Genomic DNA, 23,398 nt, shown 5'->3' with positions numbered 1-23,398 from the left:
GTGGTGCCCGGGAGACAAGGGTGTACCCGAGCAAGCCGTCCGGAAGGGGAACGTGCCGAATGGATCCTGTGATCGTCGCAGCGGTGGTGACCGTGGCCGTCAGCGTCGTCAACGGTGTGGTGAAGGTGGCCCAGCAGCGGCTGACCGCCGAGGTGGAGATGGCGCGCATCACCGAGGCCGGGCAGACCGACCGGATCCGCTGCGCCGCGCGACCGGTTCCGGCCCACAGGAACGGGGGTGCCCGCCATGGAGGACGCGCTCAGCACTGACGTCGATCTCGCCGACGACGTCGAGACCACCGCGGCGCCCTTACCCGGTATCGAACTCGCCGAGGCGCTGCACCACGAGCAGTACCCGGCGCTGGTCCGCTTCCTGCTGCTGCACGGCGCGTCCTGGGCGGAGGCGCAGGACGCGGCGCAGGACGCGTTCACCCAGATGTGCGCGCCGGGAGTGTCGTTGACCCATCCGCGGGCCTGGCTGCGCACCGTCGCCTGGCGGTCCTGGGTGAGTCAGCAGGTCAAGCCCGAGGACGCCTGTGCCGAGATGCCCGAACCCCGGGCCTCGCTCCGCTGGCAGACGCCCGCCCACGCGGCCGAGTTGGGTGAGGAGGAGCGCCGGGTGATCTCCCTGCTGCTGTGCCTGCCCGCCAAGCAACGCGCGGCCCTGGCCTGGCATCTGGACGGCTTCACCACGCAGGAGAGCGCCCGTGCGATGGGCACCACGCAGGCGGCCGTACGTCAGAACCTGGCCCGCGCGAGGGCGGCGCTCCGGCAGGGGCTGGGGCTGGAAGGCCGCTTCGGTGGCGGCATCGGCGGAGACGGGAGGGCGACATGACGCACCACCGTGATCCCGGTGCCCCCGGCCACGCGGACACGCTCGACGCACTGCTGGCCAAGGCCCATGAACACTTGGGCACCGCTGTCACCGACCGCATCGCCGCGCAGGGCGGGATTCCCGAACTGCGTCCGCCGGACCTCGCGCTGGACCGTCTCCTGGCGGCCACCCACCGCTCCCTGGGTACCGCCGTCACCCGCCGCCGCTCCCGGGAGGCGCGCGCCGCCCTGAGCCGGCGGAACGCGGCGCTGGAAGCGCGGCTGGCGGAACGGGGCCCGCTGTCCAACCGGCCCTCGCAGGTGCGGGTCAAGTACCGCCAGGAGGCGCTGCGTCTCGCCCACAGCTACTGGCCCGCCGACCTGGCGGAGGGCATGCGGGCCGCCGTACGCCTGGTGCAGAACCTCAATGACCTCCTGGAGGAGACCACCCGGCCGGCCGGCCACGCGGGGCTCGTGGTGGGACAGCTCAGGGAGCGGCTGAGGGAGATGACCGCGTTGCCCAAGCCGCGGCGGCCCCCGGTCACGCTGACCGGACTCGATTACCTCACCGCGGTCGAGGCGGCTCTCGCCGAGCCCGCCGAGCGGCTGCTGCACGATCTGTACCGGGTGCGGCAACTGCTCGACGAGGAGCTGGAACCGGCGATCGCCACCCTCGAATCCTCCTCCCCCGCCTACCTGTTCGGCGTCGACACCGTCACCCAGGACCTGATCGACGATCTGACCCAGGGCTGCGACCAGGCGGACGCGCTGGCCAGGGCCGTCGCCGAAGTCGAGCGGGCGAGCAGTGACTTCGTCGGGGCGGACCTCAGCGGCGCCAAGCTGGACGGCGTGCTGCTGGAGGGGATCCTGTGGGACGCCGCCACCGTGTGGCCGGGGAACTGGGAGTCCCTCGTCCGGCGCGCCTCGCTGCCCTCGGGCGAGGAGCAGGGCGTGCTGATCGTCGCCGCCGAACCGTCGGACAGCGCCGTCCATGCCGAGGCGTGACCGCGGCTCTACTGCCCCAAGGGCGCCGGCGGATTGGCGTCCTTGACGGCGGCGGGGTACGAGGGCCGTGCGGTCGTCGCCCGTTCCTTGGTGAGCGCGCCGGTCATGCGGCGGGCCAGGAGCGGGTCGGCGGGCAGGACGTGGGAGGCGAACCAGCGAGCCGCCCAGGGGTCGGGGAGGGTTCGACGAACTCGGCGCCCGCGTAGTCGTCGAGCGGTGGGTCGTAGACGTAGCCGCAGACCATGCCGTGGTCGACCATGCGGTCCAGGAGGGCGTCGCGGTCGTTCACCAGGAGCGGGACCCGGAACAGCGGCAACGGGCCGTCGTGGAGGGCCCGTTCGCGCAGGGCGGCGGAGGCCCAGGCGGTGCCGGAGAGCAGGGCGACTCCGGCGCGGCGGCGGGCGAGGTCCTCTTCCAGGCGGGACATGCGGAGCTCGATCTGGCCGCGGACCAGGGCGCCGTGGCGGATGCGGAAGCCGTGCAGGTCGACGCGGACCCAGGGTTCGTAGGCGGTGAGGCTGGGCGCGGAGCGGGCGGAGGCGGTCAGCAGGGGGGCGTGCAGGTCCATCCGGAACTCGTCGCGCTCCAGCAGGCCGAGGCGCTGCAAAGTGCGCCACACCGGACGGACCAGACGCAGGGTGCGGACGGTGGAGCGGGCCAGTGGGCGCAGGGTCACGTTCAGGTCGTCGCGCAGTCGGCGCGGCGTGAGGAGGTCGTCGCGCAGCAGCTCCAGCTCGCGCCGCGTGCGGGCGTCCTCGACGGCGAGGAAGCCCCCGGCCGTGGCGGCGACGTGCTTGGAGAGGCTGAAGGCGGCGGCGGTCCCGAAGGTCCCGATCGGCTGCCCGGCCACGTGGCTGCCGATGGCGTGGGCCGCGTCCTCGATCAGCGGAATCCCCAACTGGTCGCAGCGGCGGCGCAGTTCGGGCACCCGGTCGGGCAGTCCGTAGAGGTTGGTGGTCAGGACGGCGTCGATGGTGCGCCAGGTCGACTCGGGTACGGCGGCCACGTCGATGTTGCCGTCCCACGGGGAGACGGGGGCCTGCACCGGGCGGCAGCCGGCCGCCAGGACGACGAAGAGGATCACGTCGTCGTTCACCGGCGACATCAGCACCCGGGCGCCGGGCCTGCACCAGCGCCGCAGCGCCAGGTAGAGGGCCAGCCGCGCCGAGGGCGTGTAGACGCATTCGCGTCCGAGCCGCCGCTTCATCGTCGCGGCGAGCCGCGATCCGTACGGCATCGTCACTTCTTCCGTCGAGGGTGGGACGGACGCGGCACGGTGGCGCGCGCCGATCGGAGCCGTGAGCCTTGCGGCTCGGCGGGCCGTCGTTGCCATGGGTGGCATGGCGCGGACGTGAAGGAAGGAAAGGCTCAGTGGCTGCGCGCGGAGCGCAGCGCGCCGACCGTCTTCAGCAGCCGGTCGGCCGGTTCCCGCAGCCCGGGGTGGGCGAGGACGGTGTTGCGCAGCCCGCGCACGGGTCTGCGCCACATCCGATGCGCCGCCGCCACGGGATGGGGCCGGGTCGCGAAGCCCTCGCCCACCCGCAGCTCACGTGTCTTGAGCCAGTCCTTGTACTCCTTGTCACCGCGCCCGAGGTCGATCAGCCGCACCCCGTGCCGGGCCGCCGCCTCGGCGGTGCGCAGGTGCATCATCAGGCCCGGCGAGTAGTAGTGGAACTCCGGGTCGTAGGCGGTGAACCAGGCCGCGAGGACGGTCCGCGAGCGCGGCCCGAAGTGCGCGGCCACCGGACGCTCCCCGGCGTACAACACACTGAGCACTCCGGTGAAGTGCTCCTCGCGCAGCCGGAACAGGTCGCCCACCAGGTCGACGATCCAGGGCCGGGCGAACCGGTCCATGCGTCCGGTCCTGCGGTACTGGGCGGACTTCCACTCCATGAGCCGGTGCAGCATCTGCGGGTCCCGCTCGTCGAAGACGAACCGCACCTCGCCGATGTCGCGCGCCAGTCGGCGTTCCTTCTTCAGCGTGGTCTTGGCCTGCCCCGGGTAGGTGGCCCGCAGCCACGCCGGATAGTCGCCGTCGCCCGGCTCCAGGTCGATCACCGGCGAGGCGAACATGCCGGTGACGTACCGTCCGAACGGCTTCTGCTCCTCGACGAGATGATCGAACTCGAAGCTGGCGAGCCCGCAGCCGCGCAGCAGCTCCTCTGTGTCCCAGATGATCCCGGGCCGGTGCACCAGGGCCTGGCGGTCGGAGAGACCGAGTCCGATGGCCCGGCCGACGCCCAGGAGATTGCGCTCGTACGGTAAAAAGCCGACGGGCTCGCCGTGTTCGTGCAGCACGCCGATCTGGACCCCGCCCCGGTGCCGGCCGACTCCGGCGGCGAACTCCGGTGACAGGAACGGGTTGGCGTACTCCGGTGACTCGTCCATGGACCGGTGCCAGGCCGCGCGCAGCGGGGCGCTCAGCTCGCCGGGTCTGTGGACGGTGATGTCCGTGTCGGTGCTGCTGGTGGATCGCATGGGCGACCGCTCCCCCCACTTTCCCCCCGGTGACGCGTGGTCCGCGTCATTCCCCTCCGGTGCCGTCCGTCCGACCGAGATCGGAGCAGTCCGACAGGGATCAAACGTGGCGAAACCGCACGCAGCCTGTCAAGACCGTCGCTCGTAAAGGAACGGCATGTTTCGGATGGCCCCCGGCCGTCCGCCCCGGGAGTGTCCGACGGCACCCTTCTGCTCAACTCACCTCTCACGTACCGTCGTTCAGGTTTGTCACGGCCATGACCACGAAGGGGTTTTCATGGGCAGAGGTCTGCTGTCGCTCGTGCTCGCCAGCATCACCGGAGCCGCCCTGCTCGCGGCGCCCGCGTCGGCGGCACCACCGCCCCCGCCCACCGATGTCTACCGGCCGGTCCGGGGTCCGGCCGCGCCGGCGGAGTACCGCTACCTCCAGAAGACCCTGCCGGGCGAGTCGATACCCCGGCACGCCCATGACCTCGCCGCGGCCGAGGCGCGTGAACTGCCCACCGTCGGCGGCCGCTGGAAGAGCGTCGGCCCGACCAACATCGGTGGCCGGATCGTCTCCCTCGCGCTCGACCCGAAGCGCGCGGACACGTTGTACGCGGCGGCCGCGAGCGGCGGTCTGTGGCGCAGCATCGACGCCGGGCAGACCTTCCACTCGGTGTGGCCGGACAGCTGGACCCAGGCCATGGGCGCGGTGGCGACCGCCCCCGACGGCACGCTGTACGTGGGCACCGGCGAGCCCAACCCGGGCGGCGGCAGCATCACCTACGAGGGGACGGGCCTGTACCGCAGCAAGGACGGCGGCCGGAGCTGGCAGCCGCTCGGGCTGCGCGACTCCGGCGCGATCAGCGCCATCACCGTCGACCCGGCGAACCCGCGCCGCCTGTATGTCGCGGCGGCCGGTTCGCTCTACAACGGCGGCGGCGACCGGGGCGTCTACCGCTCCGAGGACGGCGGCGCGACCTGGGAGCGGATCCTCGCGGGCGCGAACGAGTTCACCGGCGCCACCGAGATCGTCAAGGACGGCAACCGGCTCTACGCCGTCCTGTGGGACCACCGCAGACGCCCGGACCTGCGGACGTACGGCGGGGTCGGCTCGGGCGTCTTCCGCAGCGACGACGACGGCGCGACCTGGGAGCGCCTCGGCGGCGGACTGCCCGCCGCGGGACCGGACGTGGGCCGTATCGGCCTCGCGGTGGCGGGCGACAAGGCCTACGCGATCGTCAACAAGGCGAGCGGCCCCTTCGAGGGCTTCTACGCCTCCTCCGACGGCGGCGACTCCTGGAACCGCACCCCGGCCAACGCCGATCTGACGGCCTCCCAGTCCAGTTTCGGCTGGTGGTTCGGCAAGGTGTGGATCGACCCCAGGAACTCCGAGCACGCGCATGTGGCCGGCGTCGCCCTGCTCACCACCAAGGACGGCGGCGACACCTGGACCGCGGACGCCACCAGCATCCATGTCGACCATCACGCCATGGTGTGGGACCCGCGTCGGCCGGGCCGGGTCTACCTCGGCAACGACGGCGGCGTGTACCGCTCCGACTCCGACGGCGACGGCGGCTGGGTCAAGGCCCGGCACGAGCCGTACACCCAGCTCTACAGCGCCGCGATCAGCCCGAAGGACGTCACCCGGATCTCGGGCGGCGCCCAGGACAACGGCTCGCTGCGCTCCTGGGGCGGGGACGGGTTCAACGAATACCTCGGCGGTGACGGCGAGGAGAACGTCATCGACCCGACCGACGTGAACAAGGTCATCGCCTGCTACCAGTACGGCAATTGCTTCCGCTCCACCGATGGCGGCGACACCCTCACGTACTTCGCGGACGCCACGACGTTCAAGCGCCGCAACTGGTTCACCCCGGTCGTCCACGACCCGAGCGACCCGAAGGTCCTCTACTACGGCTCCGAGGTGCTCAACCGCTCCACTGACGGGGGCGTCACCTGGCAGCCCATCAGCCCTGACCTGACCGGCGGACCGGGCGCGGACCCGATCTACACCAACTTCGGCACCATCACCTCCGTCGCCCCCGCCTCCGACGGCCGCACGGTCTACGTCGGCACGGACGACGGCCGGGTCTGGGTCACCAAGGACCTCGGGGCGACCTGGACGAAGCTCGCCGAGGGCCGCCCCTGGGTGACCCGGGTGGTCGTGGACCCGAAGAACCCCGACCGGGTCTTCACCACCCACTCCGGCTACCGCTCCGGCTCCCCGCTCCCCCACGTCTACGGCAGCACCGACGGCGGCGCGCACTGGCGGAACCTCTCCGGGAACCTCCCGTCGGCCCCCGCCAACGACCTCGTGGTGGCCCGGGGCGGCGCCCTGTACATCGGCACCGACCAGGGTGTGTTCGCGAGCTTCAAGGGCGGCGGCCACTGGCTGCGTCTCGGTCGCGGCATGCCCGCGGTGCCGGTGGACGACATCGAGTACGACGCCGGGCACCAGCGGCTGGTTGCGGCGACCTTCGGGCGCGGCTTCTACGAGCTGAAGGTGAGCTGAATCAGCCGGTCAGTCGAATGAGCAGCACTCCGGGCGTGTGCGGTACGGACATCGTCTGCCGGCCGTAGCCGTCCCGGGAGGGTGCGCCTGGCTCAAGGCCGGGCGCACCACCTCGGCGGCCCGCTAGCAAGGCCCCTCCGGCAGATACGTCTTCGCCCAGGCGCCGAGTTCCTTCAGCGCGGGCTCCAGGGCGGCCCCGGCCTCCGTCAGCCGGTACGAGACCCGCAGCGGCGGCCCCTCGTCGACCTCGCGCAGCACCAGTCCCGCGGCGCCCAGCTCGGTCAGCCGGTCGGAGAGCATGCGCTCGCTGATGCCGGGGATCGCCTTGCGCAGCTCGGTGAAGTGCGCGGGCTGCCCCACCAGCACGGCCACGATCGGGCCGGTCCACCGCTTCCCGAGCAGCTGGAAGACGCGGCTGATGCCGCCGTCCACCTGTTTGCATGCCGATGCGTCGTGCATCTCCTCTACCGCCATACCCCAAGGGTACCCGCGCCATCCCCAGGGGGTGAAAAAAAGTAAGTCCATGTGATATCCATAGTTGAGTACGGATTTCAAGCAGCTCACTCTTTGGAGATCCCCATGGCCACCCTTCTGCACATCGACTCGTCCGTCTTCCCCACCGCGGCCTCCTCCTCGCGGGCCGTGACCGAGGCGTTCCGGGCCGCCTGGCAGGAGCAGCACCCGGAGGGCACGGTGATCTACCGCGATCTGTCCGCGGAACCGGTGCCGCACCTGAACGCCGACGCCCACACCGCCGGGTTCGCCGATCCCTCGGACCACACGCCCGAGCAGGCGGCCGCGTTTGCCGCGCGCCTGCGGCTGATCGAGGAGCTGGAGGGCGCGGACGCCGTACTGATCGGCGCGCCGATGTACAACTTCACGATCCCGTCCACCCTCAAGGCGTGGCTCGACAACGTGATCCTCTTCGGGCGCACCGCGGGCGAGACCCCTTCCGCCAAGGGCACCCCCATCACCGTCGTGGCCAGCCGCGGCGGCTCCTACGCGCCGGGCACGCCGCGGGAGGGCTTCGAGTACGTGCAGAACTACCTGCGCGCGGTCTTCGCGGACTCGATGGGGCTCGACCTCGACTTCATCGTCCCGGAGCTCACCATGGCCCCGCACAACCCGGCCATGACCGAGCTGATCCCGCTCTTCGAGTCCTCCCGTGAGCAGGCCCTCCAGGCGGCCGACAGCAAGGCGAAGAGCCTGGCCGAGCGCCTCGCCGCGTAAGGGGAAACGCGGAGCTGGTGGCTCAGTGGCCGCGGAAGGCCTCCTCCAGCCACCAGCTCCCCCGCTCGGCCACCACCTTGGCGTCGACGAGCAGCGGTGCCGTGCGCGGTCCCGCGAGCCAGTCCGCAACCGCCTTCAGGTCGGCCCGCGTGCGCACGGTCACCGCCTCGAAGCCGTACCCGCGGGCCACGGCGGCGATGTCCGTCTCGGGGAAGCGCACGATATCGAGCGGGTGCCCGCCGAAATGGTGGACCTCCGCCCCATAGGCGTCGTCGTTGTAGACCACGACCACCATCGGCAGGCCCAGGCGACGGACCGTGTCGAGTTCCGCCGCCCCCATCAGCGCCCCGCCGTCACCCAGGGCGGCCACCGGCAGGCGGTCCGGGCGGGCCAGGGCCGCGCCGATCGCGGTCGCCAGGCCCAGGCCGATCGACTGGAAGGCCTGGGTGAAGCAGAGGCCCTGCTCGTCCGGGACCGAGAGATACATGGTCGGGTAGCCCATGAAGTTGCCGGAGTCGACCGCGACAACGCGCTCGGCGGGCAGCAGATCGTCGAGCGCGATGCTCAGGGTGCGGGGGTCGATCCGCTCGCGGGTGCTCGTGTCGTCGTACGGCACGTCCCGCAGGCGCACGCGGGCGGCCAGGGCCTCGGCGTTCCCGTGAGTGCGGTAGCCCTCCCGTCCGCCACCGCTCGCCGCCAGCACCCGCCTGGCGGTGAGCTCCACATCGCCGAGCACGTCCCCCAGCGCCGCTGGATCGTCGTCGACCCGTACGACGGTCGCGCCGGGCCCGATCAGCCGGCCGTGCCGGGTCGTCCAGGCGGTGAGCGTGCAGCCCCACGCCACGATGGCGTCGGCGCCGGTGATCAGCTCGGCGGCGAGCGGCGAGGAGAAGCCGCCGGAGACGTCCAGCGACCAGGGACTGCCCCGGAACAGGCCCCGCGCCACGGCCGACGTGGCCAGCAGTGCCCCGCAGTCCTCGGCGAGGGCTTCGAGGGCGTCCCGCGCACCGGGCGAGCGCGCGCCACGTCCCGCCACGAACACCGGCCGCCGGGATCGGGCGAGCACCTGCGCGAGGGCTTCGACATCGGCCGCCGAGGGTTCGACCACCGCCCTCGGGAGCGGCCACACGGCGTCCGCCAGCGTGTCGGCCGGGACCTCCGCGGTCTGCACCTCCAGGGGCAGGTTGAGCAGCACGGTCCGCCGCTCGTGCAGGGCACGCCGTACTGCCTCGCACGCCTGTCCGACCGCGTCCTGCGCCGAGGCGACCTGCATCGGGACCGCGCCCACCGCCCGCCCCAACGCCTCTTGGTCCACATGGAAGTTGGACCGCGGCTCGGTCACCTCCGCCGCCGCGACGACCAGCGGGGTACCGCTCTTGGCGGCCTCGGTGATCCCGGTCAGGGCGTTCGTCAGGCCCGGGCCCTGATGCACGCTGAGCACCGTCACGGTGCCGCTCATGCGCGCGTACGCGTCGGCCATGGTCGCCGCGCCGCCCTCGTGCCGGGCTGCCACGAACCGCGCGCCCGCCGCCACCATCGCGTTGGTCAGATGGAAGTTCCCGGATCCGACCACCCCGAAGACCTGCCCGACGCCGGCCCCCACCAGCGCCCGTCCGACCGCCTCGGCGACCTTCATCAGCGCTCCACCAGCGCCAGCACCCGCGCGGGTGACCCCGACCCGGTGACGATGGGCAGCGGTCCCGCGAGCACGACGGCGCCCGTCGGTGGCAGCAGCGCCAGGTTCTGGAGCTGGGTCAGCCCGTACTTGTCGTTGCCCATCAGGTAGGAGTGACAGGGGAAGGCGGGTTCGAAGGAGTGCCCGCGTCCGGCGTCCGTCCCCACGGTCTCCACGCCAAGACCGATCACCGGGGACTCCTCGGCCAGCCAGCGCGCGCACTGCGGGGACAGGCCGGGCGTGTGGGGGCCGTTGTCGTCGGCGTTCAGGAACTCCTCCTGCGACTGGGCGCGTTCGTCCCACCCGGTGCGCAACAGCAGCCAACCACCGTCGGGGAGGGGGCCGTTGTCGGCCTCCCACGCCTTCACATGGTCCACTTCGAGCAGGAAGTCGGGGTCCCGTTCCGCCTCGACGCTGAAGTCCAGTACGGCGGCCGGTGCGATCAGGCGACGGACGGGCACCGAGGCCACGTCGTCGAGATCCCGGCCGGTCACCCAGTGGTTCGGGGCGTCGAAGTGGGTGCCGGTGTGTTCGCCGGTGCGGAAGTTGTTCCAGTACCAGGCCGGGCCCCGGCCGTCGTACCGGCTGATCTGCTGGAGTTCGAAGGCGGCCGTCTGCCCGAACTCGGACGGCAGCTGGATCAGCGGGGTCGCCGCCGACAGCGGCGCGGTGAGGTCGACGATCTCGATCGACCCCTCCCGCAGCGCGGACACCAGTGACGCGAGGACGGACGGTTCGGGCATGGGGGCCTCCAGACGCCTCCGGACAGCACGCGGAACTCCCAGGATGGATCGATTCCGTGGTATTCACCATGTGGCGGCGGCGATCGGCCGACAGGGGAAACGGTGATCGGGAAACGTACGGCCGTGGCGGCGGCGCTGGGCCTCACGACCCTGACCGGCTGCGCCTTCGACGACGGCGAAGGCCCGGTGGCGACCCCCACCCAGACGGTCGCGGTGACGGCCTCCTCCACGTCGGCTCCGCCCAAGAGCACCCCTTCCTCCTCCGCGCCCCCGACTCCCGTCCCCACCACGGGCCGCTCCGACGCCAAGCTCGTCGTCATGACCGTCACCGGGGGATTCGCGGGCGTGCACCAGACGGTGATCCTGCGCGCCGACGGCACGGTGTACGCCAGCGACAAGGGCGAGCCGACCGTCCGACGCACCACCAAGGCCCAGTTCACCGAACTGCGCACCCTGCTCGGCGATCCGGCGCTCGCCGAAGTCCCCGGTCTCACCATCGACAGGGACGCGCGGGACATGTTCCAGTACACCCTGCGCATCGACGGTCGCACGGTCGTCACCGACCGCTCCGTCGAGGAGCCCGCCCTGGACCGGCTCATCGACGCACTGGCCGAGTGGCTGCCGCAATAGCCGCCTGACCTCGAACGCAACCGAACCGTCGCTCCCGCCGTCTCAGTCACCGAGACGAGCACAAGGAGGACCCCATGGCCATGGTCGGCCTGTTCTGGATCACCGAGGACTCGGTGTACATCGGTGCCGAGCCCGTGGGCACGGCGGCCGGAGTCCGGCTGTCCAAGGACGGTGTCGAGACCCTGGGGATCGAGCACGCCGGATCCTGGAGCTGGGAAGAGGTGCGGCGGATCGAGGCCGCCGACGTGGCCGTACGGTCCGCCTCCCGCCGGTGGGTCTCGCAGGCCTTCGACGCGGCGGTCGTCGCGCTGACCGGTGACGGAGAGATGCCGCCCGCCTTCACCGTGCGGATCGACACCGGCGCCGAGCCGGTCGAGGTGAGCGTGCTCAGTGCCATCGCCGGTGGCATCTACGGCCCGGTGGAGTACGAGCTCTCCCGCACCCTGCTCAACCGGCTCGTCGACGGCCGCACCGACCTCGACGAGCTGCTCGCGTGGCGCCGCGACCGCGCGGGTGACGCGAACCCCGGCCGCGAGGAGCGGGAGGCGCTGATGCTGAAGTGGATCGGCGACAGCGATCCGTCATGACGGATCGACGAGGCTCGCGATGTGGGCGGTGACCGTGTCCAGAACCCCCGCCCAGGCCTCCTCGTCGCCCAGCACCAGGTAGTTGAGGGTCAGCCCGTCCGTCATGGCGGCCAGATAGCGCGCCAGCACCGGTACGGGTACCCGCAGTTGGAGGTCCATGGCGGGGCGCAGGTCCTCGATGAGTTCGGCGAAGGTGTCGCGGTACATCTCGTGCTGCCGACGGGCCAGATGCTCGAAACCCGGCTGGCGCAGGGCGTATTGGGTGAGTTCGTAGGTGAGCATGTGCTCGTCGGGATGGGCGCGGACGTGGCCCCAGTAGGCCTGGAGTCCGGCGCGGACGGTCTCCTGGAGGGTGGCCCTCGGCTGTAGGGCGTCCTTGACCAGGGTGACGTAGTGGTCGGTGATCGTGGTGATGACCGACTCGATCAGGGCCTGCTTGGAGTCGAAGCAGTAGTGGAAGACGCTGAGGGACACGCCGGCTTCGGCGGCGATGGACCGGGTCGTCGTCCTGGCGACGCCGTCCCGGGCCATCGCCCTGATCGCCGCTTCCGTCAGCTGCTGACGCCGTTCTGCCGACGGCCTGCGTGCCATGTGCGTGCCCCTCGTGCCGGTGTGCTGGGCTTCAGTTGCTGTGGACGCTCACCTCGTGCAGTGAGTACCCCCAGTCGGTGCCGCGTTCCAGCCCGAGGACACGAACGTAGCGGGCGGGTGTGCCGGTGAACCGGGCGGTGTCCAGGCCGCCGTCACCGGAGGTGGTGGACCAGGCGGTCCGCCAACTCGTGCCGTCGGCGGAGAGCTCGATGCGATACGCCTTGGCGTGGGCGCGCTCCCAGTCGAGGGTGACCCTGCCGACCCGATGGGTCGCACCGAGATCGATGCGCAGCCACTGGTCGTCGCTCCAGTCGCTGGCCCACCGCGTGCCCCGGTCACCGTCGACGGCGCGTCCGGCCGCGTAGCTGGTGAACGGGTTCCACTCCGCCGAACTGGCGGCCGCGGGAGCGTTGCTGGCGAGGTTCACCGCGGACTGGTGCGCCTCGGAGGCCCCCCAGGTGTCCAGATACGACTCGGCGCCGCGGAACAAGTCGTCCACGACCTCCTGGCCGCCGACCCGACGGATGTCCTCGATCCAGTCCGGGACCAGGCCGTAGTGGGCGGCCCCGTCGGTATTGAGGTCCCAAGTGCGCTGCCCCGTGGTCTGCTTGTCGATGACGGAGCCGCCGTCGACGCTCTTGAAGGGGTACGTCACCTTGTTCGGGGCGTCCGCTCCGCGCGGTCCCGGCCAGCCGCCGACGCCGTTCATGTCGGTGCCGTAGCCGTAGCCGACGCCGTACCGGTCGCGCAGCGCCTCCGTGCGGTCGGCCTCCGCGATGAAGCCCTCGGAGCCGTGCATGTACTGGCCGATGAAGCCGCCGAGGCCGTAGACCCGCTCGGTCCAGTCCATGTCCATCCAGCTGTGCGAGGAAAGCACGCCGGGGTAGGACTCGGCCTCGAAGATGTCGAGCACCCGGCCGGTGGCCTTGACGCTCATGTGGTCGATCTCCAGCATCATCTTGCGCTTCATCATGCCCCGCACCGCGTACTCACCGAGGTCGGTCAGCCCGCGCACATTGCACTGCGCGCCACTGGCGTACGACGGCACGTCCACGCCCGCCGGAAGCTCGGCCTCGGCTTCAGCCGCGGTGGCGTTGCCGATGGGGTTGTCGTGCTGCGGTCCGGTGCACTCCTCGGTCTTCCAGAAGGTGCCGGTCGACAGGAACTGGCCGACGTTGATGGCGGTGCCGAGCGCGCCGGAGTCGAAGCGGACGCCGCAGAGCGCGTTGTCGAACTTGTGGCACAGGAACATGCTGCGCACGCCCAGGTCGTACAGCTCGTCCAGGCCCTTGTCGATGTCCGCCTTGCTGCACTGCGCGATGTCGAGAATCATCTTGCAGCCGAACGGCTCGGAGGTCTCGACGCCGAGGATGACCGCCAGCTTGCCCTGCTCGATGACCTGGCGGGCCTGGGCGCTGTCGGTGACGATCCGGAACCAGCCCTTCCCGGTGCCGCCGTACATCTTGTCGACGTATGCCTGAAGGTCGTAACTCAGCTTCGCCTGAAGCCGAATCGAGGTCATCTCGTCGCAGGAGCGGTCCTTGAAGAAGTACACCGAGCAGATCACGCCGTTGGTGACCAGGTCGTTGACCATGACCCGCTGGCCGCCGCGCCAGGCACGCTCCACCCAGGCGTAGTAGTTCTGCTGGTGGGTCAGCGAGTCATGGGCGGGCCAGTCCTTGAAGGTGGGATAGCCGACCGGGTCGTGCTTGCCGTCGCCTCCGTTGGTGATGAAGTCGAAGATGGCGAGCGAGCCGTCGGGGTAGTGCTCGGGGCAGTCCTTCAGCGCATCGGCGATACCGGCCTCGGAGAAGACCTTGCCACAGATGAGCCGGCCGCCGAACGCCTCGTTGGAGAACAGGTGGTTGTGCAGGTCGGCGAAGCCGCGCACCTCGCCCTGCGCGTTGGTGCCGGTGAACGGCTCGCCGGTGACGTTGATCTGGGAGTCGGGCGCGGGCCGTGCGCTCGGCTGCCACCAGTCGGTCCCGGCCGCCGAGCTGGGCACGGGGCCCAGCAGCAGGGCCAGGATCAGGAGGAGCAGCGAGGCGACGGTGACGTCCTTGCGTCTGCGGTACGGGAAACGAGCCATGGACCACCCCTCCTGAACTGCATGACGGAATTGTCATGGCCAGCCCAATGTGTGGGTCGAGGATGGCGACTGGCTCAGACCGAGTCAAGAGTCCGGGACAAGTGACCTGATGCGGGATGTCAGCAGCCATCGCGCCGGTCGCGTGCGCTCCGTGCTGACAAATCACCCAGGACGACCGGTCCGCGTACGGGATTCGCCCGCCCCGGCGGCCCGGAGGATGCGACGGAACGTGGGGCACTCCATGTGGCTCGGTGCGGGGCAGGCGGCGGCGTGTCGGAGGGAGTCGCGCAGGACGCCCAACTCCTTGATTTTCGCCTCCAGTTCGTCCGCCTTTGCCGCGAGCATTCCGCGGTCGATGTCCGGCTGGCCGTCGGCGGCGAACGTACGGGCGATCTCGTCGAGGGAGAACCCGGCCGCGCGCCCCAGGCCGATCAGCGCCAGGCGCTGGAGCACGCCGGGGTCGTACTGCCGGCGCAGGCCGCGCCTGCCGGTCGAGGCGATCAGCCCCCTCTCCTCGTAGTACCGCAGGGTCGAAGCGGGCAGCCCGGTGCGGCGTGACACTTCGGCGATGTCCAGGTCCGTCATGGTGTTGACCTCAAGTCGGCTTGAAGTAGCACGCTGTCATCTCCACCCGACGACGGCAAGCACGGGAGACGATGATGAACATGACGCACAGCACCGATGACAGCCAGGCGGCCCGCTGGAACGGGCGGGCCGGAAACGTCTGGGTGGAGGAGCAGGCGTTGCTGGACGGGCTGCTGCGTCCCTTGGAGGAGCTGCTCGTGGAGGCGGTGCCCGCGGGGCACGGGGGCCGGGTCCTCGATGTCGGCTGCGGCACCGGCGGCACCACGGTGGCGCTCGCCCGGCGCCTCGGCCCGGCGGGGCGCTGTGTCGGCGTCGACATCTCCGAGCCGATGATCACGGCCGCGCGGGCCCGTGCCGAGCGGGAGGGGGTGCCCGCCTCCTTCGTCCGGGCCGACGCCGGGGAGCACGCCTTCGAGACGGCCGCCTTCGACACCGTCGTCTCGCGGCTCGGCGTGATGTTCTTCGACGACTCCGTGCGCGCCTTCGCCAACCTCCGGCGCGCGGCCGAGGACGGCGCCCGGCTCCGGGTCGTCGTCTGGCGCGGCGCGGAGGAGAACCCGTTCATGACGACGGCCGAACGCGCCGCGGCCCCGCTGCTCCCCGACCTGCCCGCCCGTCGGCCGGCCGGACCGGGACAGTTCGCGTTCGCCGACCCGGACCTGGTCCGGGACGTGCTCACGCGCGGTGGGTGGGGTGACGTCGACATCCAGCCGTTCGAAGTGGACTGCGTCCTGCCCACCGCGGATCTGGTCCGCTACTTCACCCGGCTCGGACCGCTCGGCCAGCTCCTGCCGGACGTGGACGAGCGGACCCGGATCCGGATCGTGACGACGGTCCGCGCCGCCTTCGATCCGTACGTGCACGGCACGGAAGTCCGTTTCACGGCCGCCTGTTGGGTGGTCAGCGCCCGGGCGCGCTGACTACGCGGGCCCGGGGAACTGGACCCGGGTCGACTGCACGACGTTCGGCCGGATCGCGATCCCCTCGACGGTGAGCCGTTGCCCGTGGATGTCGGTGATCCTGATCGGGCCGCCGCACCCGCCCCCGTCCTCGGCGAGGAAGTAGTTGAACTCGGCGCGCGGCAGCTGGCGCCAGCCGCTGCCGGTACCGACTTCCAGGCGCGCCACGGGGTTGCGGTGGCCGATCACCTGGATCCCGCACCAGTACTGGCTGGACCCGGTCTTGTACCGGACCGACAGCGTCCCCTCGTCGGCCGGGCTCGCCAGCTCCCAGGTGATCGGGATCTGTCCGGCCGAGGGCGCGGCGAGTTCGGCGAAGGCCTCGGCGCTGAGGTCGATATGGCCGGGCGCGCATTCCGGGCACTCGTTGGTGACGCGAACCGTGACGGAGGCGCCACCGGCCGCACGGATAGTCACGTACGCCCCGCAGGCCTTGGCCGTCTCGTAGTCGGTGTGGTTCATCGCGGCGGTCATGACGTCCTGGCTCGCGTCGTACATGCAGGCGCCCGTGCCGTCGGAGTCGTAGAAGGTGGCGAGGCCGCGGTAGGTGACGCCGGGCCGGATCCGTCCGGCCAACGCCCCGGCGGTGGAGGCCTTTTGAGGCGTGCGGGTCTTGGAGGGCTTCGGCGCGGCGGTGGTCGCGGAGGCGGACGGCTTGTGCGAAGGGGACGGTTTCGCCGTCTCGGTCCTACGGGGTGACGAACTCGGCGTGGAATCCGGCACGTTCACCGTCACGGTGGGCGTGGCCGCGGCCTCGTCCGCGTCGGCCTGGCCCTCGCCGTCCGAGAACAACACCACGGCCAGGGAGACCACGATGAGCGCCGCGGCCGAGGCTATCCACAGCCACCGTCTGTGCACCGGACCTCCTTGACGGCCGCTGTGCGCTGCCGTGAGTGACAGGAGCAGCGATCGTGCCAGACCCGACGACACACCGACAACTAATCCTGCGGATCCGGCTTCCAGTCATGCACAAGCAGCCCGAGCAGCACCTCGTCGAGCCACTCGCCCATCACCCACGCCGAGGAGCGCAGCACGCCCTCGCGGACGAAGCCGTTGCGCTCGGCGGAGCGAAGCATCGCGGCGTTGTCCGAGAGCGTCTCGATCTGAAGTCGCCGCAGTCCGAGCACGACGAAGCCGTAGTGGCACAACACCGCGACCACGTCGGTGCCGTAGCCCTTGCCGCGCGAGGCCGGAAGCAGCCCCAGCCCGACGTGCGCGGACCGGTTGTGGTCGTCGATGCCCCACAGCGTCGCGGCGCCGATCAGCGTGCCGCCCTCCAACTCCACGACGGAGAACGGGACGTCCCCTTCCTCCGTGTCGTCCACCGCGAACGGCGCGGTCTTCGAGCCGGGCGTGATCGGCCGCCACGGCCGGGACTGAGCCCGCGCATGGTTGACCACGTCGTCGTGGAGCTCTGCCTGCAGAACCGGGATGTCGTCCTCATGCCGGGCCCTGAGCCCGACCTTGCTGCCCCTGAGCATGCGAGCTTCCTATCCGACCGGCCCGGCCGTCGGCAAACCAATTAGCCGGGCCGCCCGGGAGGCGCGTCGCTCAACTCTCCTTCCACACAAGTGCCGTGAGCACCACGCTCGTCACCGTGATCGGCACCTCCGCCTGGTTCAGCAGCCGCACGCGCATGCTCCGTCCCGACGTGAGGCGCTTGGTGAGGGGTACGACGGCGAAGGTGTCGCCGTCGGTGGCGACGATCTCGTGGATCGGGTGGTCGGTATGGTGGTCGGCGCCCTGGAATTCGGACATCCGGGCCTGGACGACGCACCCGGCGGGCAGGCCGTCGAAGCGCAGGCTGACGGAGCCGGTGAAGCGGGCGGGGCCGCGGGCGAAGACGCTGCCGTCGGTGGCGTGGTCGCCGGTCTCGTCGGTCCACTCGGCGGTGAGCTCGATCGAGTCCCAGACGCCGGGCGCCAGTTCGTAGGGGTCCGCGATGCCGAGGTTGACGTACTCGGGCATGGGCTCGTCGTCTCCTTCCCACACCCCGGCCGGACGGCCCAGGCATGCGGCGAGGTCACTGCGGAAGTCCTTCATGTCGAAGCCGCGGGGGTCCGGCTTCCAGTCCGACCACTCCAGATGGCCGATGGTGCTCTTGGCGCTCCAGCCGTGCGCTCGGCAGATCCCGGCGGTGGCCTTGACCATGGCGACGTACTGCACACGCGGCCACGGATCCGTCCCGTCGCCCTCGTTCTCGCACTCCCAGCCGTAGAACCGGGCGTTGCCGTCCACGGAACCGGGACTGCCGTCGTGCTCATGGGTGGGCGGCGGGTAACTGCCGTACGACTCATTGACGACAGCGGCGAGCACATCGGGATCCCCGCCACCCGCGTGGTTCGCCCGGCCGTTGCCCGTCAGATGGATCGTGCCGTCCTTGGTGATGCAGCCGGTGGCCAGCGGTCCGGGCAGAGCACTGTGCCCGTGATAGATGAGGCTGACGACATCGTCACCGGGCCCGGTGACGGTGTGGTGCACCATCACCCCGTTCACAGGCCCCCAAGGTCCCTTGTGATTACGGTTGTTGGTACGCCATCCACTCACCTCGTGAACGTCGCACCCCTCGGCACGCAGTGCTGCGACCAACTTCCCGGCACTGAGCGGCGTAGCCATGGGCACCCCTCCTTTCCCTGCTCGACGCCGAAGCGCCGCGGTATCTCTTGCCCGCCACAGCACCGCCGTACGCCACCACACACACGTCCGAACACTCACGAGAACACGTGAACCGGAGCCGGTCGGCCCGGTTGCCGCAACGGTCCGACCCGGGCACGAGGGGAGGCCACCCCTTGCCCTCTCCCCCACCCCTACCTACTCTGACTTTGTGCCGCAAATAAACAAACTCCGTTCGCACAATGTCGTGCCGGGTTCCAGGACCGACCTCACTCGCCTCCGCATCGCCCTCACCGTCTTCTTCGCCCTCGACGGCTTCGTCTTCGCCGGCTGGGTCGTACGGATCCCCGCCATCAAGGAGCAGGTCAACGCCTCCGCGGGGGCGCTGGGGCTGGCTCTGCTCGGCGTCTCCGCGGGGGCCGTGGTCACCATGACGCTCACCGGGCGGCTGTGCCGTCGGTACGGCAGCCATCCGGTCACCGTCGTGTGCGCGGTACTTCTCTCCCTCAGCGTCGCCCTGCCCCCGCTCACCCACTCCGTCCCGGCTCTCACCGCCGTACTGCTGGTCTTCGGGGCCGCCTACGGCGGGATCAACGTCGCCTTCAACAGCGCCGCCGTCGAGCTCGTCACCGCCCTCCAGCGGCCGATCATGCCCAGCTTCCACGCGGCGTTCAGCCTGGGCGGGATGGTCGGCGCGGGGCTCGGTGGGCTCGTCGCCGGGAGCGTCTCCCCCACCTGGCACCTTCTCGGGCTCACCGCCGTCGGGCTCGTCGTCACCGTCTTCGCGGGGCGTGTTCTCCTGCGCATCGAGCCGCCCCGGGCACCCCGACAACCCGGGCACAGCCACGGCCCTCGCCGCCTGGACCGCCGTACCCGCGGGCTCGTCACCGTCTTCGGGCTGATCGCGCTCTGCACGGCCTACGGCGAGGGCGCCATGGCCGACTGGGGTGCCCTCCATCTTGAGCAGGACCTGGGTGCTTCGCCCGGCCTCGCCGCCGCGGGGTTCTCCTGCTTCGCGCTCGCCATGACGCTCGGGCGGCTCACCGGGTCCGTGCTGCTCCAGCGGCTCGGCCGCACCCGTACCGTCGTCCTCGGGGGCAGCACCGCCGCCGCCGGGATGCTGCTCGGCTCGCTCGCCCCGTCCGTGTGGGTCGCCCTCGTCGGCTTCGCCGTCACCGGACTCGGGCTCGCCAACCTCTTCCCGGTCGCCATCGAACGCGCGGGCGCCCTCGCCGGGCCCAGCGGCGTCGCGACCGCGTCCACCCTCGGCTACGGCGGCATGCTCCTCGGGCCGCCCGCCATCGGCTTCATGGCCGAGTGGTACTCCCTGCCCACCGCACTGACCAGCGTGGCGGTCCTGGCAGCCGTCGCCGCGACCATCGGGTTCACCACCCGGCGCGCCAACCGAGCGCTCTAGCTCCCCTTTGAAGCCCCCTCAGACGTCCCGCAACTCCGCCGCCCCGAACGAAACGTCGAACCGGTCGCACCAGATGCTGACGCTGCTGTACCGCGTCAGATCGAGGTCGGCCGGGACGACGTAGTTCTGGCTGCCCTTGTTGCCCTTGAGCTTGCCGAGGCTGACATACCGGCCGTCGTCGAAGACACGCCAGCCGGCGGTGCCCTCCTTCACGGGGGCGTCGGTCAGCCAGACCCGCAGGTCGGGGCCGTTGCTGGTGTCGAGGTTCTCCAGCCGGACGACATGGGACCCATCGGCCAGCCGGACGAGCTTCACACTGCCGGAGGTGTCGTGTTCGTGGCTGATCAGCTCGCCCAGGGCGAGGATCCGCGGGCCGGGTGTCGCGGAGGGATCCGCGCTCGCGGACGGGTCCACCGCCGTGGGTGGCGCGGACGTGCCCACCGCGACGGGCAGCGCCTCCTCCACCGTCTCGTCCTGCCACAGCTTCCACGGCTGGAACCAGTACAGCCCGAACCCGACCCCGGCGACAGCCACCACCAGCGCCCCGACGATCAGCGACTTCCGTAGACGTCCCATGAGCTTCCCCCCGATTCGCGATTCCCGAGCGTCGTTCCTGCACCCATTCCATCGGGTCACCAGCGCGTACGGGAGTCCGGAACCCATGACGAAACCCTTACGGCGCGCTTCCCTTCGACCGCACTCCATCAGGCACACTCACCCCCATGAAGACCGCCGACTTCCTCCATGTCCTGGACCGGGAGGGCCGACTGCTGGCCGACGCTGCCGAACAGGCCGGGACCGACGCCAAGGTGCCGACGTGCCCCGGCTGGCAGGTGACCGATCTGCTGCGGCACATGGGCACGGTGCACCGCTGGGCCGCCGCTTTCGTCGCCGAGGGCCACGCCTCGTACCAGCCCGCCCCGGAGCCGCCCGCCCTCGACGGGACCGCGCTCATCACCTGGTTTTGCGAGGGACACCGGCAGTTGGTGGACACCCTCACCGCCGACGAACCGGACGTGCGGTGCTGGCACTTCCTCCCCGCGCCGTCACCGCTCGCCTTCTGGGCCCGCCGTCAGGCGCACGAGACGACGATCCACCGCCTCGACGCCGAGGCCGCCCGCGGCGGTACGCCCACCGAGATCGACCCCGCCTTCGCGGCCGACGGCATCGACGAACTCCTCCTCGGCTTCCACGCCCGCAGCAAGAGCCGGGCCCGCAGTCCCGAGCCCCGGGTCCTGCGGGTCCGGGCCACCGACGCGGACGACGCGGTGTGGACCGTACGACTCTCCGACGAGCCGCCCGCGGCCGTGCGGGGCGGGACCGGAGAGGCGGACTGCGAGATCGCCGGGCCGGTCGCCCTGATCTACCCGGCGCTGTGGAACCGGCTGCCGTACCCCACGGTGCAGGGCGACGCGACCGTGGCCACGCTGTGGCGGGAGAAGTCCGCCGTCACCTGAAGCCGAACGCGGTCAAGTCGCGAGCATCTTCGTCAACACCGCCCGCTGCACGGGCAGTACGTCACCGTGCAGCGCGCGCCCCTTCTCCGTGAGCGCGACCTTCACGCCGCGCCGGTCCTCGGGGCACATATGGCGTTCGACGAGTCCGTCCTTCTCCAGCCGGGCGATCAGCCGTGAGAGCGCGCTCTGGCTCAGATGGACATGCTCGGAGATCTCCTGCACGCGCTGTGCGCACACGCCTCCCGCCAGCACGTCCAGCACCTCGAAGTCGCTGCCGCACAGGCCGTGTTGGTGCAGTGCACGGTCGAGTTCGCATTGTGTGCGAGCGTGCAGCGCGAGGATGTCCCGCCACTGATCCACGAGCGCCTGCTCGGCATTGTTCGCCGCCATGGGCGCACCGTAGCAGAGATCCGGAATTATTGCATTGGAATTAAATGCGTTTGCATTCGATGCATACGCATGTAGTGTCTGCTGCATGACCTCTCCGCTCTCCGCCCCCACGTCCGACGGACGCTGGACACCCCGCCTGTGGGGCACCTTGCTGGTGCTCTGCGCCGCGATGTTCCTCGACGCCCTCGACGTCTCGATGGTCGGCGTCGCCCTGCCGTCCATCGGCTCCGACCTGGGCCTTTCCACCTCGACACTGCAATGGATCGTCAGCGGCTACATCCTCGGCTACGGCGGACTGCTGCTCCTCGGCGGACGCGCCGCCGACCTGCTGGGCCGACGCCAGGTCTTCCTGGTGGCCCTCGGTGTCTTCGCACTCGCCTCGCTGCTCGGCGGGCTCGTCGACTCCGGCCCGCTGCTCATCGCCAGCCGTTTCATCAAGGGACTGAGCGCCGCCTTCACCGCGCCCGCCGGACTGTCCATCATCACCACGACCTTCGCCGAGGGCCCGCTGCGCAACCGCGCCCTGGCGATCTACACCACCTGCGCGGCCACCGGCTTCTCCATGGGCCTGGTCCTCTCCGGCCTTCTCACCGAGGCCAGTTGGCGCCTGACCATGCTGCTGCCCGCGCCGATCGCCCTGATCGCCCTGGTGGCGGGCCTGAAGCTGCTGCCGCGCAGTGCCCGCGAGAAGGACCACAACGGCTACGACATCCCCGGCGCCGTCCTCGGCACCGCCTCGATGCTGCTGCTGGTGTTCACCGTCGTCCAGGCCCCGGAAGTCGGCTGGGCCACCGCACGCACGCTGCTGTCCTTCCTCGCCGTCGCCGTCCTGCTGACCGCCTTCGTCCTGGTCGAGCGCCGCTCCCCCGGACCGCTGGTCCGGCTCGGCGTGCTGCGCTCCGGCAACCAGATCCGCGCCCAGCTCGGCGCCGTCGCCTTCTTCGGCTCGTACGTCGGATTCCAGTTCCTGACCACCCTCTATATGCAGTCACTGCTCGGCTGGTCCGCGCTGCACACCGCGCTCGCCTTCCTGCCCGCCGGCGCCCTGGTGGCGCTGTCCTCGACGAAGGTCGGCTCGATCGTGGACCGGTTCGGCACCCAGAAGCTGATCGCGGTGGGCTTCGCGCTCATGGTCGCGGGCTACGCGCTGTTCCTCCAGATCGACCTCGACCCGGTGTACGCGGCGACCATCCTGCCGTCGATGCTGCTGATCGGCGCGGCCTGCGCGCTGGTCTTCCCCTCGCTCAACATCCAGGCCACCAACGGCGTCGACGACCACGAGCAGGGCATGGTCTCCGGTCTGCTCAACACCTCGGTGCAGGTGGGCGGCGCGATCTTCCTCGCCGTGGTGACCGCGGTGGTGACCGCCGGCGCGCCCGACCGCCCCACCCCGCAGGCGGTCCTCGACAGCTACCGTCCCGGGTTCGTGGTGGTGGCATGCGTCGCCGTCGCGGGCCTGCTGATCACGCTCACCGGCCTGCGCGGGCGGCGTCCCGCCCAGCAGTCCGTCGTGGTCGCCAAGTCCACTGCGCGGGAGACGGAGAAGGACCGGGTCCCGGTCCGCGACTAGGGGGCCGTCTCCACATCAGGTGCCCGGCGGGGGTCGCTTGCCCCGCCGGGCACCTGCCTGTTTGACTCCG

At 71.0% G+C, this 23,398-nt stretch carries 24 protein-coding genes; 11 read left to right on the top strand and 13 right to left on the bottom strand.

Going from position 1 to position 23,398, the window contains the following annotated elements; translation table 11 throughout:
• The first annotated feature begins 59 nt into the window (after window positions 1-59).
• Genes BN159_RS39030 through BN159_RS39020 form a run of 3 tightly spaced genes read left to right on the top strand, consistent with a single transcriptional unit; the run spans window position 60 to window position 1,817 of the window.
• Window positions 60-269 carry a hypothetical protein gene (locus BN159_RS39030; RefSeq protein ID WP_015662582.1) on the top strand — a complete coding sequence of 70 codons (210 nt, stop codon included), beginning with the start codon at window positions 60-62 and terminating at the stop codon, window positions 267-269.
• Window positions 247-834, top strand: a complete 588-nt coding sequence (locus BN159_RS39025; RefSeq protein ID WP_015662581.1) for an RNA polymerase sigma factor — start codon at window positions 247-249, stop codon at window positions 832-834. The genes BN159_RS39030 and BN159_RS39025 overlap by 23 nt, the downstream gene beginning before the upstream one ends.
• Window positions 831-1,817: a hypothetical protein gene (locus tag BN159_RS39020; protein WP_015662580.1), complete on the top strand. Its 987-nt coding sequence runs from the start codon at window positions 831-833 to the stop codon at window positions 1,815-1,817. The genes BN159_RS39025 and BN159_RS39020 overlap by 4 nt, the downstream gene beginning before the upstream one ends.
• Window positions 1,818-1,920: 103 nt before the next feature.
• Here BN159_RS39020 and BN159_RS39015 read toward each other — a convergent pair whose 3' ends face one another.
• Window positions 1,921-3,054, bottom strand: a complete 1,134-nt coding sequence (locus BN159_RS39015) for a DegT/DnrJ/EryC1/StrS family aminotransferase (RefSeq protein ID WP_015662578.1) — start codon at window positions 3,052-3,054, stop codon at window positions 1,921-1,923.
• A gap of 131 nt (window positions 3,055-3,185) precedes the next feature.
• Window positions 3,186-4,295, bottom strand: a complete 1,110-nt coding sequence (locus BN159_RS39010; protein ID WP_015662577.1) for a GNAT family N-acetyltransferase — start codon at window positions 4,293-4,295, stop codon at window positions 3,186-3,188.
• Between the two features lie 277 nt (window positions 4,296-4,572).
• Here BN159_RS39010 and BN159_RS39005 point away from each other — a divergent pair, with 277 nt between their 5' ends.
• Window positions 4,573-6,792, top strand: a complete 2,220-nt coding sequence (locus BN159_RS39005) for a WD40/YVTN/BNR-like repeat-containing protein (protein ID WP_015662576.1) — start codon at window positions 4,573-4,575, stop codon at window positions 6,790-6,792.
• 123 nt (window positions 6,793-6,915) lie between these two features.
• Here BN159_RS39005 and BN159_RS39000 read toward each other — a convergent pair whose 3' ends face one another.
• Window positions 6,916-7,266 (bottom strand): winged helix-turn-helix transcriptional regulator, encoded by a 351-nt coding sequence (locus BN159_RS39000; RefSeq protein ID WP_041820458.1) that lies wholly within the window; start codon window positions 7,264-7,266, stop codon window positions 6,916-6,918.
• A 105-nt stretch (window positions 7,267-7,371) separates the two neighbouring features.
• On the opposite strand from BN159_RS39000, the gene BN159_RS38995 reads away from it, so the two are divergent.
• The gene (locus BN159_RS38995; RefSeq protein ID WP_015662574.1) at window positions 7,372-8,022 is read left to right on the top strand and encodes an FMN-dependent NADH-azoreductase; all 651 of its coding nucleotides are present in this window, start codon (window positions 7,372-7,374) and stop codon (window positions 8,020-8,022) included.
• Window positions 8,023-8,044: 22 nt separating this feature from the next.
• Here BN159_RS38995 and BN159_RS38990 read toward each other — a convergent pair whose 3' ends face one another.
• The gene (locus BN159_RS38990; protein WP_015662573.1) at window positions 8,045-9,658 is read right to left on the bottom strand and encodes a thiamine pyrophosphate-binding protein; all 1,614 of its coding nucleotides are present in this window, start codon (window positions 9,656-9,658) and stop codon (window positions 8,045-8,047) included.
• The gene (locus tag BN159_RS38985) at window positions 9,658-10,440 is read right to left on the bottom strand and encodes a cyclase family protein (protein ID WP_015662572.1); all 783 of its coding nucleotides are present in this window, start codon (window positions 10,438-10,440) and stop codon (window positions 9,658-9,660) included. Before BN159_RS38985 ends, BN159_RS38990 begins: the two co-directional genes overlap by 1 nt.
• Window positions 10,441-10,542: 102 nt before the next feature.
• Between BN159_RS38985 and BN159_RS38980 the strand changes: the two genes are divergently transcribed.
• Complete coding sequence (locus BN159_RS38980) at window positions 10,543-11,070, top strand: hypothetical protein (protein WP_015662571.1); 528 nt, start codon at window positions 10,543-10,545, stop codon at window positions 11,068-11,070.
• A gap of 74 nt (window positions 11,071-11,144) precedes the next feature.
• Window positions 11,145-11,657 (top strand): hypothetical protein, encoded by a 513-nt coding sequence (locus BN159_RS38975; RefSeq protein WP_015662570.1) that lies wholly within the window; start codon window positions 11,145-11,147, stop codon window positions 11,655-11,657.
• Here the strand turns inward: BN159_RS38975 and BN159_RS38970 are convergent.
• From BN159_RS38970 to BN159_RS38960, 3 genes are all read right to left on the bottom strand, one after another.
• Complete coding sequence (locus BN159_RS38970; protein WP_015662569.1) at window positions 11,652-12,248, bottom strand: TetR/AcrR family transcriptional regulator; 597 nt, start codon at window positions 12,246-12,248, stop codon at window positions 11,652-11,654. The genes BN159_RS38975 and BN159_RS38970 overlap by 6 nt on opposite strands.
• Window positions 12,249-12,279: 31 nt before the next feature.
• Window positions 12,280-14,337, bottom strand: coding sequence for a galactose-binding domain-containing protein (locus tag BN159_RS38965; RefSeq protein ID WP_015662568.1), 2,058 nt, complete (start codon window positions 14,335-14,337; stop codon window positions 12,280-12,282).
• A 162-nt stretch (window positions 14,338-14,499) separates the two neighbouring features.
• Window positions 14,500-14,922 carry a helix-turn-helix domain-containing protein gene (locus BN159_RS38960; protein WP_015662567.1) on the bottom strand — a complete coding sequence of 141 codons (423 nt, stop codon included), beginning with the start codon at window positions 14,920-14,922 and terminating at the stop codon, window positions 14,500-14,502.
• 80 nt (window positions 14,923-15,002) lie between these two features.
• Here BN159_RS38960 and BN159_RS38955 point away from each other — a divergent pair, with 80 nt between their 5' ends.
• A complete protein-coding gene (locus BN159_RS38955) occupies window positions 15,003-15,842 on the top strand; it encodes a class I SAM-dependent methyltransferase (protein ID WP_231905674.1) in 840 nt (279 codons plus the stop codon).
• On the opposite strand, the gene BN159_RS38950 is transcribed toward BN159_RS38955, so the two are convergent.
• The 3 genes from BN159_RS38950 to BN159_RS38940 all read right to left on the bottom strand — a co-directional run bounded on the left by BN159_RS38950 (window position 15,843) and on the right by BN159_RS38940 (window position 18,497).
• Entirely contained in the window at window positions 15,843-16,739 is an 897-nt protein-coding gene (locus BN159_RS38950) for an expansin EXLX1 family cellulose-binding protein (RefSeq protein ID WP_015662565.1), read from the bottom strand. It lies immediately after the preceding gene.
• Between the two features lie 80 nt (window positions 16,740-16,819).
• A complete protein-coding gene (locus BN159_RS38945; RefSeq protein ID WP_015662564.1) occupies window positions 16,820-17,362 on the bottom strand; it encodes a GNAT family N-acetyltransferase in 543 nt (180 codons plus the stop codon).
• A 70-nt stretch (window positions 17,363-17,432) separates the two neighbouring features.
• Window positions 17,433-18,497: a peptidoglycan recognition protein family protein gene (locus tag BN159_RS38940; RefSeq protein ID WP_015662563.1), complete on the bottom strand. Its 1,065-nt coding sequence runs from the start codon at window positions 18,495-18,497 to the stop codon at window positions 17,433-17,435.
• A 244-nt stretch (window positions 18,498-18,741) separates the two neighbouring features.
• Here BN159_RS38940 and BN159_RS38935 point away from each other — a divergent pair, with 244 nt between their 5' ends.
• A complete protein-coding gene (locus BN159_RS38935) occupies window positions 18,742-19,911 on the top strand; it encodes an MFS transporter (protein WP_041820456.1) in 1,170 nt (389 codons plus the stop codon).
• 18 nt (window positions 19,912-19,929) lie between these two features.
• On the opposite strand, the gene BN159_RS38930 is transcribed toward BN159_RS38935, so the two are convergent.
• Window positions 19,930-20,487, bottom strand: a complete 558-nt coding sequence (locus BN159_RS38930) for a DM13 domain-containing protein (RefSeq protein ID WP_015662561.1) — start codon at window positions 20,485-20,487, stop codon at window positions 19,930-19,932.
• Window positions 20,488-20,633: 146 nt separating this feature from the next.
• Between BN159_RS38930 and BN159_RS38925 the strand changes: the two genes are divergently transcribed.
• Entirely contained in the window at window positions 20,634-21,368 is a 735-nt protein-coding gene (locus BN159_RS38925; protein ID WP_015662560.1) for a maleylpyruvate isomerase family mycothiol-dependent enzyme, read from the top strand.
• A 12-nt stretch (window positions 21,369-21,380) separates the two neighbouring features.
• On the opposite strand, the gene BN159_RS38920 is transcribed toward BN159_RS38925, so the two are convergent.
• Entirely contained in the window at window positions 21,381-21,758 is a 378-nt protein-coding gene (locus BN159_RS38920) for a MarR family winged helix-turn-helix transcriptional regulator (RefSeq protein ID WP_015662559.1), read from the bottom strand.
• Between the two features lie 85 nt (window positions 21,759-21,843).
• On the opposite strand from BN159_RS38920, the gene BN159_RS38915 reads away from it, so the two are divergent.
• Window positions 21,844-23,328 (top strand): MFS transporter, encoded by a 1,485-nt coding sequence (locus tag BN159_RS38915; protein WP_015662558.1) that lies wholly within the window; start codon window positions 21,844-21,846, stop codon window positions 23,326-23,328.
• The last annotated feature ends 70 nt before the right edge of the window (window positions 23,329-23,398 follow it).

It is taken from the genome of Streptomyces davaonensis JCM 4913, from assembly GCF_000349325.1.
In the GTDB taxonomy this organism is placed as follows: domain Bacteria; phylum Actinomycetota; class Actinomycetes; order Streptomycetales; family Streptomycetaceae; genus Streptomyces; species Streptomyces davaonensis.
The sequence above is the reverse complement of the archived record's forward strand: the minus strand, read 5'-3'. Positions and strand labels throughout refer to the sequence as shown.

Excerpts from the sequence above, each read along its gene's own strand:
- BN159_RS38925 (WP_015662560.1), top strand. The coding sequence starts at position 20,634 with ATGAAGACCGCCGACTTCCTCCATGTCCTGGACCGGGAGGGCCGACTG.
- BN159_RS39020 (WP_015662580.1), top strand. The coding sequence starts at position 831 with ATGACGCACCACCGTGATCCCGGTGCCCCCGGCCACGCGGACACGCTC.
- BN159_RS38940 (WP_015662563.1), bottom strand. The coding sequence starts at position 18,497 with ATGGCTACGCCGCTCAGTGCCGGGAAGTTGGTCGCAGCACTGCGTGCC.
- BN159_RS38930 (WP_015662561.1), bottom strand. The coding sequence starts at position 20,487 with ATGGGACGTCTACGGAAGTCGCTGATCGTCGGGGCGCTGGTGGTGGCT.
- BN159_RS39005 (WP_015662576.1), top strand. The coding sequence starts at position 4,573 with ATGGGCAGAGGTCTGCTGTCGCTCGTGCTCGCCAGCATCACCGGAGCC.
- BN159_RS38920 (WP_015662559.1), bottom strand. The coding sequence starts at position 21,758 with ATGGCGGCGAACAATGCCGAGCAGGCGCTCGTGGATCAGTGGCGGGAC.
- BN159_RS39030 (WP_015662582.1), top strand. The coding sequence starts at position 60 with ATGGATCCTGTGATCGTCGCAGCGGTGGTGACCGTGGCCGTCAGCGTC.
- BN159_RS38975 (WP_015662570.1), top strand. The coding sequence starts at position 11,145 with ATGGCCATGGTCGGCCTGTTCTGGATCACCGAGGACTCGGTGTACATC.
- BN159_RS38985 (WP_015662572.1), bottom strand. The coding sequence starts at position 10,440 with ATGCCCGAACCGTCCGTCCTCGCGTCACTGGTGTCCGCGCTGCGGGAG.
- BN159_RS38970 (WP_015662569.1), bottom strand. The coding sequence starts at position 12,248 with ATGGCACGCAGGCCGTCGGCAGAACGGCGTCAGCAGCTGACGGAAGCG.
- BN159_RS38995 (WP_015662574.1), top strand. The coding sequence starts at position 7,372 with ATGGCCACCCTTCTGCACATCGACTCGTCCGTCTTCCCCACCGCGGCC.
- BN159_RS39000 (WP_041820458.1), bottom strand. The coding sequence starts at position 7,266 with ATGGCGGTAGAGGAGATGCACGACGCATCGGCATGCAAACAGGTGGAC.
- BN159_RS39015 (WP_015662578.1), bottom strand. The coding sequence starts at position 3,054 with ATGCCGTACGGATCGCGGCTCGCCGCGACGATGAAGCGGCGGCTCGGA.
- BN159_RS38955 (WP_231905674.1), top strand. The coding sequence starts at position 15,003 with ATGACGCACAGCACCGATGACAGCCAGGCGGCCCGCTGGAACGGGCGG.
- BN159_RS39025 (WP_015662581.1), top strand. The coding sequence starts at position 247 with ATGGAGGACGCGCTCAGCACTGACGTCGATCTCGCCGACGACGTCGAG.
- BN159_RS38915 (WP_015662558.1), top strand. The coding sequence starts at position 21,844 with ATGACCTCTCCGCTCTCCGCCCCCACGTCCGACGGACGCTGGACACCC.
- BN159_RS38990 (WP_015662573.1), bottom strand. The coding sequence starts at position 9,658 with ATGAAGGTCGCCGAGGCGGTCGGACGGGCGCTGGTGGGGGCCGGCGTC.
- BN159_RS38945 (WP_015662564.1), bottom strand. The coding sequence starts at position 17,362 with ATGCTCAGGGGCAGCAAGGTCGGGCTCAGGGCCCGGCATGAGGACGAC.
- BN159_RS38965 (WP_015662568.1), bottom strand. The coding sequence starts at position 14,337 with ATGGCTCGTTTCCCGTACCGCAGACGCAAGGACGTCACCGTCGCCTCG.
- BN159_RS39010 (WP_015662577.1), bottom strand. The coding sequence starts at position 4,295 with ATGCGATCCACCAGCAGCACCGACACGGACATCACCGTCCACAGACCC.
- BN159_RS38960 (WP_015662567.1), bottom strand. The coding sequence starts at position 14,922 with ATGACGGACCTGGACATCGCCGAAGTGTCACGCCGCACCGGGCTGCCC.